Below are 12,076 nucleotides of genomic sequence, written 5' to 3'. Positions count from 1 at the left end.
CGGCACCCGCACGGTCGTCTCCCCTGCTCGTTTTGGTCCCGGGCCCCTCCGGTCCATAGGATCCGGCGGATGATCATCAGACAAAGGCTGGCGGCAGGGCTGTGCACCCTGCTCGCCGCCCTGACAGCCGGCGGCCTCGCGCCCACAGCGGCGTACGCGGACGAGACCGACAGCAAACCCGCCCCGCAGGTCGAACTCCTCCTGGACGTCAGCGGATCCATGCGGGCCCGTGACATCGACGGCGGCTCGCGGATGGCCGCGGCGAAGCAGGCGTTCAACGAGGTCCTCGACGCGACCCCCGAAGAGGTGGAACTCGGGATAAGGACACTCGGCGCCAACTACCCCGGCGACGACCGCAAGACGGGCTGCAAGGACACCCAACAGCTCTACCCCGTCGGCCCGTTGGACCGCGCCGACGCCAAGACGGCCGTGGCCACCCTTCAGCCCACCGGCTGGACGCCGATCGGCCCGGCCCTGCTGAAGGCCGCCGGCGACTTCGGCTCCGGCGAGGGCACCAAGCGCATCGTCCTCATCAGTGACGGCGAGGACACCTGCCAGCCGCTCGACCCGTGCGAGGTGGCGCGCGAGATCGCCGCCAAGGGCATCGGCCTGACCATCGACACGCTCGGTCTGGTCGCCGACGCCAAGACCCGCGCGCAGCTCTCCTGCATCGCGGACGCCACGGGCGGCACGTACACCGCGGTGCGGCACAAGAACCAGCTCTCCAAGAAGGTCGGCCAGCTGGTCGACCGGGCGGCCGACCCGGTCGTCAACCCGGTGGCCGTCGACGGCGCCGGGCAGTGCGCCGACGCGCCGCAGCTCAAGCCCGGTCTGTACAGCGACCGGGAGAAGTTCGGCGAGCACCGCTTCTACCGGGTGGACGTCGATCCCGGGCAGGAGCTGCGCGCCTCGGTGAGCGTTTCGGCCGACCGGGCCGTCGACCAGGACTACGGCGTGCTGCTGCGCGCGGTGACCACGCACGGCCGGGAGATCGTCCGCGGCCAGGAGTCGGGCGACGGACGTACGGACGCGATCTCGACGGGCCTGCGCTATCCGAAGCCGGAGGCCGACGGTGACGACGACGCCGAGGCGAGCGCCGAGACCGTCTGTCTCCAGGTCTCGAACTCCTACTCCGCGCCCGCCTCGGTGAAGACGAGCCCCGGTCTGCCGGTCGAGCTGACGGTCGACCTGGTGGACGGCCCGGACCAGGCGTCCGACGTGGCCGCGTTCGGGCTCGGCAACGGCTGGTGGCTGCTGATCGCGCTGGTCGTGGTCGGGTTCCTCGCGGGTGTGATCTGGGGCTGGCTCTCGCGCTGGCGGCTGGCTGTCTGGAGGACCAACTGATGCGACGTACGAGACTGTTGACGGGCGCGCTGCTGGGCGCCGCCACCGCGCTGCTGGCGCTGGCCGGTCCGGTGGCCGCCGACGACTCCGATTCCGATTCCGATTCGGGCAAGGCGCCGACCGAGGCGGGGACGTCGTTCCGCACGGCGGCGGCGATGCAGCAGGACCAGAAGGCGACGGCGAGCGCGTCGACGGGCGACTACCTGTACTGGTCGTACCCGGCCGACGCGGGGCAGCGGCCCACGGTGAAGGCGAGCGTCGATCTGTCGGCGGCGCAGGCCCGGCACGGTGGGCAGACCTGGCGGATCGACGTGTACGACGGGCTGCGGCGCCGTCAGTCGTGCATGTACGGGATGCAGGCGCGCACGGTGGCCGCCGAGGCGAAGAGCGTGGAGCTGGCCTGCACGTTGCGGCCGGTGCGGGCCTGGTCGGACGCGTGGGCCAATGATCCGTTGCCCGGCACGTACTACGTCCGTCTGACGGTGACCTCGCTCGCCGACGCCGATCTGGGTCAACCGGTGTCGGCCTCGGTCGAGGCGCGCTCGAAGGACATCGGCTCTTCGGCGGCGGTGGACGGCACGCTGGCCGCGCCGCTGGTGCCGGGGACGACTGCCTCCACCGAGAAGGCGGCTCCGGTGGACGGGTGGTCCTCCGGGTGGTGGACCGGTCGCTGGGTGTGGACCGGGGCCGGGGCTGTGCTGGCCGCGCTTGCGGGGATCGGCGGTTACGCCCTGACCCGGGGCTCGGGACGGCCGGCTCGCATGCCGTAGGGGGTGGCGGGGGTGTGGGGGGGGCGACGATTTGCGCAGTTCCCCGCGCCCCTGAGCCCGTTGTCGGGCGCGGGCCGGTGGCCGCTTCCCGCGCAGTTCCCCGCGCCCCTGAGCCCGTTGTCGGGCGCGGGCCGGTGGCCGCTTCCCGCGCAGTTCCCCGCGCCCCTGGGTCCGCTGTCGGGTGCCGGCCGGTGGCCGCTTCCCGCGCAGTTCCCCGCGCCCCTGGGTCCGCTGTCGGGTGCCGGCCGGTGGCCTCTTCCCGCGCAGTTCCCCGCGCCCCTGGGTCCGCTGTCGGGTGCCGGCCGGTGGCCTCTTCCCGCGCAGTTCCCCGCGCCCCTGAGGCAGGCGCTGCGCGCCGCCTCCCCTGAGGCTGCGCTTCGCGCGCCTCTGACGAGGGGGCGAGTGGCGCGCCTCTCCTAAAGGGCGGGGGCGCGCCTCCACCCGGGGCAAAGGGCAGGCCTCCGCCTTGGGCAGAGGGCGCGTCTCGATGGAGATCGCGCACGAAGTGCGCATCTCCAGGGGCGCGGGGAACTGCGCGAGAAGCGGCCACCGGCCCGCACACGAACCACAACCCGATAAGGGGCGCGGGGAACTGCGCGAGAAGCGGCCACCGGCCCGCACACGAACCACAACCCGATAAGGGGCGCGGGGAACTGCGCGACAGGCCCCGGCCCTCAGTCGTCGGCGGTGAGCAGGCGTTTGGCCAGGGCACCGTCTCCCGAGACAGTGATCCGGCCGGCCCGCGCGGCGGCGACGAGGCCGATCTCCCCGCGGGCGACAGCCCCGCACACCTCCGCGTCCAGGGTCAGACGGACATCAGGCATCCCCCCGCCCCAAGCCCCGTCCCCGTACCCGGGCTCCCCGCCCAGCCGCAGGTGGAACTCTCCTTCATCCACCCGCACCTCGACGACCCCGGCCTCCCCGAGCCCCTCCAACTGCCGCAGCAACGGCAGCGCCAGCCAATGCGCCCGCACCGCGTCAGTGGCCCGCCGCTCCGCGAGATCGGCCGCGCCCCACTCCCCCAGCGCCTGCAGCACGGGCAGCAACTCCCGCCCGCGCGGGGTGAGTTCATACACGTACACCGAAGCGGGAGCGCCCAGGCGGCGCCGCGTCGCGAGCCCGTCGCGCTCCATGTCCTTGAGCCGCGTGGCCAGCATGTCCGTACTGACGCCGGGGAGATCGGCATGCAGATCGGTGTAGCGGCGCGGCCCGGCGAGGAGTTCGCGCACGATCAGGAGGGTCCAGCGGTCCCCGACGGAGTCGAGAGCGCGGGCCGCTGCGCAGTACTGGTCGTAGCTTCGGCGTGGCATGACGCGCAGTCTATGCAACTTGTTGGACTTTCCAAGCACCTACTTGGTAAAACCAAGTAGCAAGGGTTCAGCACAGTGACACCTGGTCCGCCTGGAGGGCAAGCGCATGGAGTTCCGGCAGTCGAGCAAGCTGAGCGAGGTCTGCTACGAGATCCGCGGCCCGGTGATCGAGCACGCCAACGCGCTGGAGGAGGCGGGCCACAGCGTCCTGCGTCTGAACACCGGAAACCCCGCGCTCTTCGGCTTCGAGGCGCCCGAGGAAATCGTCCAGGACATGATCCGGATGCTGCCGCAGGCGCACGGCTACACCGACTCGCGCGGCATCCTCTCGGCCCGCCGCGCCGTCGCCCAGCGCTACCAGGCGCTCGGTCTTGACGTCGACGTCGACGACGTCTTCCTGGGCAACGGCGTGTCGGAGCTGGTCTCCATGGCCGTACAGGCGCTGATCGAGGACGGCGACGAGGTGCTGATCCCCGCCCCGGACTTCCCGCTGTGGACGGCCGTCACGACGCTCTCCGGCGGCAAGGCCGTGCACTACCTGTGCGACGAACAAGCCGAGTGGTACCCGGACCTGGCCGACATGGAGTCGAAGATCACCGACCGCACCCGGGCGGTCGTCATCATCAACCCCAACAACCCGACCGGCGCCGTCTATCCCAAGGAGATCGTCGAGGGCATCCTCGATCTCGCCCGCCGCCACGGCCTGATGGTGTTCGCGGACGAGATCTACGACCAGATCCTGTACGACGACGCCGTCCACCACAGCGCCGCCGCCCTCGCCCCGGACCTGGTCGTCCTCACCTTCTGCGGACTGTCGAAGACGTACCGCGTGGCGGGGTTCCGCTCCGGCTGGCTGGTCATCACGGGGCCGAAGCAGCACGCGAAGAGCTATCTGGAGGGCCTGACGATGCTGGCCTCCATGCGCCTGTGCCCGAACGCTCCGGCCCAGTACGCCATCCAGGCCGCGCTCGGCGGGCGGCAGTCCATCCACGAACTGACCGCGCCCGGCGGCCGGTTGCGCGAGCAGCGCGACAAGGCGTGGGAGAAGCTCAACGAGATCCCGGGCGTGAGCTGCGTCAAGCCGAAGGGCTCGCTGTACGCGTTCCCGCGCCTGGACCCGAAGGTGCACCCCATCGTCGACGACGAGAAGTTCGTCCTCGATCTGCTGCTGCGCGAGAAGATCCAGGTGGTGCAGGGCACGGGCTTCAACTGGCCGCGCCCCGACCACTTCCGGATCCTCACGCTCCCCTACGCTGACGACCTCGACGCCGCGATCAGCCGGATCGGGCGCTTCCTGAGCGGATACCGTCAGTGACCTCCTGCACCACCTGCCCGTACCCGAGCCACACCCAGTTCGCCTCGCCCGACCTCGTCGGGCCCATCGTGAACGACGGGTTCGACCGGGCCCTGGACCCCGCGTGGGCCGACTCGGGAGCGGCGACGGTCGAGGACTACGCGCGCTGGTGCGGGCATCTGTGCGGGGCCACCTGCCTGCGCATGGCACTCGGCGCCGGGGCCCCGTCCCTCTTCCAACTGCGGGACGGAGCGGTGAAGTTCGGCGCGTACACCGTGGACGCCGACGGGGACATCCACGGCATGATCTACGCGCCGGCCGTGGAGTACCTGCGGGCGGCGCACGGCGTCGACGCGGCGGTGCACCGGGAGCTGACGGCCGACGGGATCGGTGAACTCCTCGACGCGGGGCGGCTCGTGATCGCCTCCGTGCACTACGCGATCCGCCGCCCGCACGAGCCGGCTCCCGGCCGGGGCGGCCATCTGGTCCTGGTCACGGCCCGTACGCCTGACAGGTCCGGCTACCACTTCCACAATCCGTCGGGCACGGACGCGGCGACGCGCACGGCGTCGCTGCCGACTGCGCGGTTCGCGGAGTTCTTCGCGGGCCGGGGCATGTCGCTCGCCCCCGGACATGCGGCGGTGCCGGAGGCGTAGCCTGCCCCCGGCACCTGGAAAGCCGCTCATTTCGCGCGCCGGTGCGCCTGGCACCCCGGTCAGTCTCACAAGTCCCGCGTCCTGCCGTTGGACCACCGCCCATCGAGCTGGGCGGGCCGGATTCGAACCGGCACTACGGGATCGGGCCCGGGGCCCCGCGATCCGGCGACGAGCGGCGAATGCTGAGTCTGGAGCGAGAGTCTGAGATTGACGACGGTACACACGTATCCGTACGCACCGCGCTGTTCACGACAAGCTTCAGTGTCAGCTTTGCGCTCCTCGCGCACCCCGGTCGCCACCGTCACGCGGTGACGCCCGGGGAGTCTTCACTGTATCGAGCCCGTGTCATCGAGCCCGTGTCGGTGGCTCAGCCGAAGAGGTAGCCGAAGACCGGGTCTCCGGTCCGCCGGTCGGTGACCTCCGCCGCGTTCGCCTCCTCGCGGGCGAACTTGACCGCCTGCTGCAACTTCTCGACCCGGTCGAGGAGTTGGGAGACGCGGCGGGCGGGCAGGGCGCCCGAGAACTTCACCGTCGTCCAGTACCCGACCGGCACGTCCTCGTAGTACACCTCGACCTGCGCCGGGTGCTTCTCGGTGGCCTCCGCCTTCACGTGGTTGCGCGGCACCTTCTTGGTGCGCACGGTGCGCACCGGCTCGGTGCGCCAGTCGTCGGTCGACGGGTCCTCGGTCCACGACTCGGCGGCGTCCAGCACCGGCAGCTTGCGCACGAAGGCGCCCAGGTCGGTCAACTGCTTCTCCAGGAACAGGAGATACGAGACCGGGGCCTGCCCGATGAGCACCTGTCCTTCGACGGTCACGTCGGCGCGCGCCTCGCAGTTCGCCCAGTCCTTCGTGGCGGTCACGTCGAACAGGCGGGTCAGTGACGCGGCGGTCTGCTTCAGCACGTCCTCGGCGCGCACCTGCACCCGGGTCGACTCGGGCGGCAACTGCTCGCCCTCCTCGTCCTTGGGCTGGTACGTGCGGGCGATGCCGGCGAGCAGCGCGGCCTTCTGCAGTCCGTGGTGGGCTGTGGCGAGGTCCTGGTGGGCCTTGGCCTTCACGCCCTTCTCGACAGCGATGATCTGGTTGAGTTTCGTGGACACGTCTGTGACGGTAGCCAGTTGGCGGGCAGGAAATCGACTGAATTAACGGCGCGTTGAGGAGTACGAAGACGGTGGACGCGGCTCTGATAGCGGTGCTCGGCACTCTGCTCGGCTCGGTGGTCACGCACTTCTTCCAGGGGCGGGCGACGGTGCGCGGCGCGGAGCTGGCGCGGGCCGAGCAGTTGCGGCAGGAGCGCATCTCCACCTACAGCGCGTTCGCGGGCGCGCTGCACGACTACCGGCGCAGCCAGAACGACCGCTGGTTCCGGTCGCACGAGAACGCGCCGGAGGCCGTCGTGGACGCCTCCCGGTTCACGTCGTACGAGGCGCGGATCACCGCCCGTTCCGCGCTCACCCGCGTCCAGTTGATCTGCGACGACTCGCGGCTGCGGCAACTCGCCGAGCAGTCCTTCGAGTTCGTGAACTGTCTGCACGAGGCCACCGACGCGACGGACCGCGACCGGCGCTCCCAGCAGTCGAAGCAGACGCTGGACGCGTTCGTGTCGGCGGCGGCTCCGACGGTGCGCTGAGCGCGTACGGACGCTCCGGCGCGGGCATGGCTTCCCCATGACGGACAAGCCGCTGCTGCTGCTCGACGTGGACGGCCCGCTCAATCCGTACGCGGACCGGTTCGCCCGGCTGCGCGGATACCGCGCGCACCGGCTGAAGCCCTCCAGCTGGATGTCGCGCCAGGAGCCGGGGTCGCGTCGGCACCGGCGGGGGCTGCGCGTGGTGCTGCACCCGGGGCACGGGGCGCTGCTGCGGGCGCTGCCGTACGAACTGGCCTGGGCCACGACCTGGATGCACGAGGCCAACGAGATGATCGCGCCGGCGGTCGGGCTGCCGCGGGATCTGCCGGTCATCGAGTGGCCGCAGCTGTTCGCGACCGATCCGGACGGTCTGTACTGGAAGACGCGGACGCTCGTGGAGTGGGCGGCCGGGCGGCCCTTCGCCTGGGTCGACGACATGCTGACGGAGGCCGACGTGGCGTACGTGGCCGAGCGTCACGCGGCGCCCGCGCTGCTGCTCACCATCCATCCGCGGCACGGTCTGCGGACCGCCGACTTCACGCGACTGCGTTCCTGGGCCGAGGAGTTGGGGCGCTCCTAGCGGCTTCCGTCCGCGTGGACCGGCGCCCGGGTCAGCGGCCGAGGAGGGAGTCCAGGGCTGTCAGCGGGTCGCGGGCCGGCTCGCCGCGCGGCCACCAGTCGTCGCGGCCCGGGTCGGACTCGTAGCCGTACCACAGGCCGTCGCGGCCGAGGCGGAGTTGGAGCGCGCGCGCCGAGAGGTGGTTGCGCCGGGGGCGGAACTCGGGGTGGCCCTGGGCGAGCAGTGCCGGGCGGGCCCGGTCGAAGGGGCCTGCGGGCGGGTCCCACTCCTCCTCCAGGACCGAGAGTCCTTCGAGGCCGCCCTGGCGCCAGGCGGCGACCGCGCGGGCCAGGTCGGCGGGGGTGCGTCCGGTGCCGCGGGCGAGCGAGGCGTAGAGCGTGCGGGTGGCGGCGGTGAGCCCGGAGCCGGGGTGGCCGGCGGCGACGCGGACGGCGTCCTGCCAGGGGGTGAGCCCGCCGATCGGGTCGCTGCCGGTGGTGAGCAGGGTGTGCGCGCGGGCGCCCGCCTCGGTGGCGAGCAGGTCGAGCGCGAGCGGGTCGGGGCCCTGCGGATGCTGCGGGTAGGACGGCGGCCGCTCGGGGTAGGCCGGGGCCGGGAACTCCGGTGGCAGGGCGGGGAGTTGGGCGCGGGCGGCGAAGACGTCCCGGGCGGGGACCGTGTCGATCCCGGGGGCCGCCGCACCGGCCTGCTCCGTCGCCGTGTGCGTGGCGTTGCGCCGGGTCAGTGCGGCGAGCAGTTCCTGCTCGCCGCGCCCGCGCAGCAGGAACAGCACGAACGGATCCTCGTCGAGGAGCCGCGCCGTCTGGTAGCAGAGCGCCGCCGCGTGCTTGCACGGATGGGCGCGGTCCGGGCAGCTGCACTCGGGGGTCAGGTCGTCGGCGGTCGGCAGCAGGTCGACGACGGCGGCGAGGGCGTGCGGCACGTCCTTGTCGAGCAGGGAGGCCATGTGGTCGGGGCGGGCCGCCGCCATGTCGAGGAAGCGGTCCCAGGCCTCGTCGGAGAGGGGGCGCAGGCGCAGTTCGGCCCGGTAGGGGCGGGGGCGCGAGCCGTGCACGTAGGCGACGGCGCGGCCCGGCGTGACGGTGATCGCGTCGACGTGGCCGCGGTCCGCGTAGGTACGGCCGCGGGCGAGCCGGGCCGGGTCGAGGGCGGTGTCCTCCAGGGCGTCCACCCAGGCGTTCCCCCACCAGGTCAGCGCGGCGTCGCCGCTCTGGGCGCGCGGTGGCAGCGGCGGGAACGTGCGCCGGCCGTCGGTGTGCCGGGCCTGCGCCTGCTCGGCGGCCCTGACCCGGCCGGGGATGTGGGCGCTGTGCCGCCCGGTGTCGCCGCGCCTCACGCGGACCCCCTCCTCAGCGACACGAGATCGCTCAGCTCCCGGTCGGTCAGTTCGGAGAGCGCCGCGTCCCCGGAGCCGAGGACGGCGTCCGCCAGGGACCGCTTGGCCGCGAGCAGTTCGGCGATGCGGTCCTCGACCGTGCCCTCGGTGATGAGCCGGTGCACCTGCACGGGCTGGGTCTGGCCGATGCGGTAGGCGCGGTCGGTGGCCTGCTCCTCCACCGCCGGGTTCCACCAGCGGTCGAAGTGGATGACATGGCCCGCGCGTGTGAGGTTGAGCCCGGTGCCCGCCGCCTTCAGGGACAGCAGGAAGACGGGGACGTCACCGGACTGGAAGCGGTCCACCATGCGCTCGCGCTCGGCGACCGGGGTGCCGCCGTGCAGCAGCTGGCTGGGGATCCCGCGGGTGGTCAGATGGGTGGACAGGAGCTTGGCCATGGACACGTACTGGGTGAAGACGAGAACCGAACCCCCCGAGCCGCCCTCCCGTCGCCCACCACCGCCCTTCAGCGGAAGTCGCTCCGCTCCCTCATAGAATTCCGCGAGGATCGTGTCCAGCAGCTCGTCGAGCAGGGCGAGTTTGCCGGAGCGGCCGACCAGGCGCGGGCGGGACTGCTCGCCCTCCTTCAGGTACTGCGCGGGGTGGTTGCACACCTGCTTCAGGGACGTCAGCAGCTTCATGATGAGGCCGCGCCGGCCGATGCCCTCGGCGGCCTCGATCTGTGCCATGGACTCGCGGACCACCGCTTCGTAGAGCGAGGCCTGCTCGCGGGTGAGCGGCGCGGGGTGGTCGGACTCGGTCTTGGGCGGCAGCTCGGGGACGATGCCCGGGTCGGACTTCCTGCGCCGCAGGATGAAGGGACGCACCAGGCGGGACAGCCGCTCGATCGCCTCGGGGTTCTCCAGCGGACCCTCGCCCTCGACAGCACGCGCGTGCAGGGCGCGGAAGGCCTTGAGCGGGCCGAGCAGGCCCGGTGTCGTCCAGTCGAGCAGCGCCCACAGCTCGCTGAGGTTGTTCTCCACGGGGGTGCCGGTGAGGGCCACGCGCGCGGGGACGTCGATGGTGCGCAGGGCTTTCGCCGTCGCCGAGTTGGGGTTCTTGACGTGCTGTGCCTCGTCGGCGACGACCATGCCCCAGTCGTGCGCGGCGAGTCCGGCGGCGCGTGTGCGCAGGGTGCCGTACGTGGTGAGGACGAAGCCGCCGGTGCCGTCGTCGAGGCTGCGGTCGGCGCCGTGGAAGCGGCGGACGGGGACGCCGGGCGCGAACTTCTCGATCTCCCGCTGCCAGTTGCCGAGCAGCGACGCGGGGCAGACGACGAGGGTGGGCTCGGGCCGGTCGCGGCGCAGGTGCAGCGCGATCAGGGTGACCGTCTTGCCGAGGCCCATGTCGTCGGCGAGACAGCCGCCGAGGCCGAGCGAGGTCATGAGGTCGAGCCAGGCGAGGCCGCGCAGCTGGTAGTCCCGGAGGGTGGCACGCAGGGCGGGCGGCGGCTCGACGGTGCCGAGGCCCTGGGTGAGGCGGTCGCGCAGTTCGGCGAGGCGTCCGGTGGGGACGGCCGCGACCCGCTCGCCGTCCACCTCGGCCTCCCCGGTGAGGGCGACCACGAGGGCGTCGACGGGCTGGAGCAGGCCCAGCTCCCGCTTGCGTGCCTTGCGAACGAGGTCGGGATCGACGACGACCCACTGGTCGCGCAGCCGGACGACGGCCCGGTGGGATTCGGCGAGCCGGTCCATCTCGCGCTCGGTGAGCGGGTCCCCGTCGAGCGCCAGCTGCCAGTTGAACGCCATCAGCTCGTCGGCGTCGAAGAACGTCGTGCCGTCGGTGGCCGATCCCGGCGCGGTCTGCGCGCGCACCACGGCGGTGGCGGTCAGCGAACGGGCCAGCTCGCGCGGCCAGTGCAGGGTGACGCCGGCCTTGGCGAGCCGGGCCGCACCGGGCCCGAGCAGGTCGATCAGCTCGCTCTCGGCGAGGGCCAGCACGTCCGGCACGTCCTGCTCCAGGAGGCGGCCGAGCGGCGGCCAGGCGGCGACGGCCCGGCGCACCGCGAGCACGGCGTCGATCCGGGCGCGCGGCCCGAAGTGGTCGTCGGCGTCGCCCGCCCACAGGTGCGCGGCGTCGACCACGCGCGTGGGGTCGGCGAGGCTGTGCACCTGGACGACGGCGGTCCCCGCGCGGCGCGCCTCGGGGGCGGGCGGCCCTCCGGCTTCCTCGTCCGTGCCGGTGTCCGACGCTGCCTCTGTGTCGTCCGCGTCGAAGAAGTCCTGCTGGGACAGGTCGAGCCGGAGCGAGATCTTCACGCCCGCGTCGAGTCCGGCGGCCGCCTCCACCGCCCAGGGCCGCGCCTGCGGAATGTGCTGGGGAGCGGCGGCGGCGAACGGGGCGCCCGCCGCGTGCGCCGCGGCCGGGGTGCGCGGCAGCGCGTCGGCCACGGCGTCCAGGAACGCCCGCACCAGCGCCTGCGGCTCGGGCACCTGGACGGGCTTGCGGCCGGCCACCGGGACCGCGAAGCCCTCCGGCGGCAGGGCGGCGGCGATGCCCTTGAGCTGCGCGACGTCGTCCTCGTCGAGCGGGCCCGCGCGCCAGGCGTCGTGGTCGGACGTGGTGAGCCCGGGCAGCAGCCGGCCGCGGGCGACCAGATGGAGCGCGTGCGCGGCGGCCGCGCCCCAGGCCGCGGCGGCGGGGTGGGCGCCCGTGGTGCGGCGGGCCCGCACCAGCAGCGGCAGTGCGTCGACGACGGGCAGGACGAGGGCGGGGACCTGGCGGCTGCGGACGCCCGGTCCGTGCGGGCGCACCACGGCGATCTCCGCGTCGGCGCCCGGCGGGCCCGCCGCGTCGTCCGGCGACCAGAACGCGATCCGGCCCTCGCGCGGCAGCGGAGCGGGCAGGAAGACGGCGGCGGCACGGAGCACGGCACCCGGCAGTTCCGGCACGGCGGCTCCCCCTCCCCTCTCGGCGCTCATCGGACCCACTCGGTCCGTTCGACCCACTCGGCCCGTTCGATCCGGTTCGTCCACTCGATCCGGTCGACCTCTGAAACCTTACGGGCCGGGTCCGACAATCCCCGCTGCCTGCGGTGACGCGCGCCCCGGGTACGGTTCCAGCGACAATGTCCACTGAATGTCCTGTGACCATTCCGAACCCTGACAGAACGGGG

Annotated in this window: 10 protein-coding genes; 6 read left to right on the top strand and 4 right to left on the bottom strand. The window is 72.9% G+C overall.

From position 1 onward, the window contains the following. Positions 1-69: 69 nt before the first annotated feature. Positions 70-1,344 (top strand): VWA domain-containing protein, encoded by a 1,275-nt coding sequence (locus ACFVDP_RS21495; RefSeq protein WP_383491744.1) that lies wholly within the window; start codon positions 70-72, stop codon positions 1,342-1,344. Continuing rightward, on the top strand, positions 1,344-2,114 hold the full coding sequence (locus tag ACFVDP_RS21490) for a hypothetical protein (RefSeq protein WP_383491742.1): 771 nt from the start codon (positions 1,344-1,346) through the stop codon (positions 2,112-2,114). Before ACFVDP_RS21495 ends, ACFVDP_RS21490 begins: the two co-directional genes overlap by 1 nt. A gap of 674 nt (positions 2,115-2,788) precedes the next feature. Here ACFVDP_RS21490 and ACFVDP_RS21485 read toward each other — a convergent pair. Next, positions 2,789-3,424, bottom strand: coding sequence for a winged helix-turn-helix transcriptional regulator (locus ACFVDP_RS21485; protein WP_383491740.1), 636 nt, complete (start codon positions 3,422-3,424; stop codon positions 2,789-2,791). A gap of 106 nt (positions 3,425-3,530) precedes the next feature. Here ACFVDP_RS21485 and ACFVDP_RS21480 point away from each other — a divergent pair, with 106 nt between their 5' ends. Together ACFVDP_RS21480 and ACFVDP_RS21475 are read left to right on the top strand one after the other, a co-directional pair. Continuing rightward, positions 3,531-4,739: a pyridoxal phosphate-dependent aminotransferase gene (locus ACFVDP_RS21480; protein ID WP_383491738.1), complete on the top strand. Its 1,209-nt coding sequence runs from the start codon at positions 3,531-3,533 to the stop codon at positions 4,737-4,739. After that, positions 4,736-5,374 (top strand): peptidase, encoded by a 639-nt coding sequence (locus tag ACFVDP_RS21475; RefSeq protein WP_383491736.1) that lies wholly within the window; start codon positions 4,736-4,738, stop codon positions 5,372-5,374. The genes ACFVDP_RS21480 and ACFVDP_RS21475 overlap by 4 nt, the downstream gene beginning before the upstream one ends. 367 nt (positions 5,375-5,741) lie before the next feature. Here the strand turns inward: ACFVDP_RS21475 and ACFVDP_RS21470 are convergent, their stop codons facing one another. Next, positions 5,742-6,476, bottom strand: coding sequence for a hypothetical protein (locus ACFVDP_RS21470; protein ID WP_383491734.1), 735 nt, complete (start codon positions 6,474-6,476; stop codon positions 5,742-5,744). A 71-nt stretch (positions 6,477-6,547) separates the two neighbouring features. Here ACFVDP_RS21470 and ACFVDP_RS21465 point away from each other — a divergent pair, with 71 nt between their 5' ends. Together ACFVDP_RS21465 and ACFVDP_RS21460 are read left to right on the top strand one after the other, a co-directional pair. Beyond that, positions 6,548-7,006, top strand: a complete 459-nt coding sequence (locus ACFVDP_RS21465; RefSeq protein ID WP_383491732.1) for a hypothetical protein — start codon at positions 6,548-6,550, stop codon at positions 7,004-7,006. Between the two features lie 37 nt (positions 7,007-7,043). Then, positions 7,044-7,586 carry a hypothetical protein gene (locus ACFVDP_RS21460; RefSeq protein ID WP_383491731.1) on the top strand — a complete coding sequence of 181 codons (543 nt, stop codon included), beginning with the start codon at positions 7,044-7,046 and terminating at the stop codon, positions 7,584-7,586. 31 nt (positions 7,587-7,617) lie between these two features. Here ACFVDP_RS21460 and ACFVDP_RS21455 read toward each other — a convergent pair whose 3' ends face one another. Together ACFVDP_RS21455 and ACFVDP_RS21450 are read right to left on the bottom strand one after the other, a co-directional pair. Further along, positions 7,618-8,922 (bottom strand): SWIM zinc finger family protein, encoded by a 1,305-nt coding sequence (locus ACFVDP_RS21455; RefSeq protein WP_383491729.1) that lies wholly within the window; start codon positions 8,920-8,922, stop codon positions 7,618-7,620. Next, complete coding sequence (locus ACFVDP_RS21450; protein WP_383491727.1) at positions 8,919-11,882, bottom strand: DEAD/DEAH box helicase; 2,964 nt, start codon at positions 11,880-11,882, stop codon at positions 8,919-8,921. Before ACFVDP_RS21450 ends, ACFVDP_RS21455 begins: the two co-directional genes overlap by 4 nt. Positions 11,883-12,076 lie beyond the last annotated feature (194 nt).

Source organism: Streptomyces sp. NPDC057694, assembly GCF_042799415.1.
In the GTDB taxonomy this organism is placed as follows: domain Bacteria; phylum Actinomycetota; class Actinomycetes; order Streptomycetales; family Streptomycetaceae; genus Streptomyces.
The sequence above is the reverse complement of the archived record's forward strand: the minus strand, read 5'-3'. Positions and strand labels throughout refer to the sequence as shown.

Coding starts and splice junctions, on each gene's coding strand:
- ACFVDP_RS21495 (WP_383491744.1), top strand. CDS start 70: ATGATCATCAGACAAAGGCTGGCGGCAGGGCTGTGCACCCTGCTCGCC.
- ACFVDP_RS21490 (WP_383491742.1), top strand. CDS start 1,344: ATGCGACGTACGAGACTGTTGACGGGCGCGCTGCTGGGCGCCGCCACC.
- ACFVDP_RS21485 (WP_383491740.1), bottom strand. CDS start 3,424: ATGCCACGCCGAAGCTACGACCAGTACTGCGCAGCGGCCCGCGCTCTC.
- ACFVDP_RS21480 (WP_383491738.1), top strand. CDS start 3,531: ATGGAGTTCCGGCAGTCGAGCAAGCTGAGCGAGGTCTGCTACGAGATC.
- ACFVDP_RS21460 (WP_383491731.1), top strand. CDS start 7,044: ATGACGGACAAGCCGCTGCTGCTGCTCGACGTGGACGGCCCGCTCAAT.
- ACFVDP_RS21450 (WP_383491727.1), bottom strand. CDS start 11,882: ATGAGCGCCGAGAGGGGAGGGGGAGCCGCCGTGCCGGAACTGCCGGGT.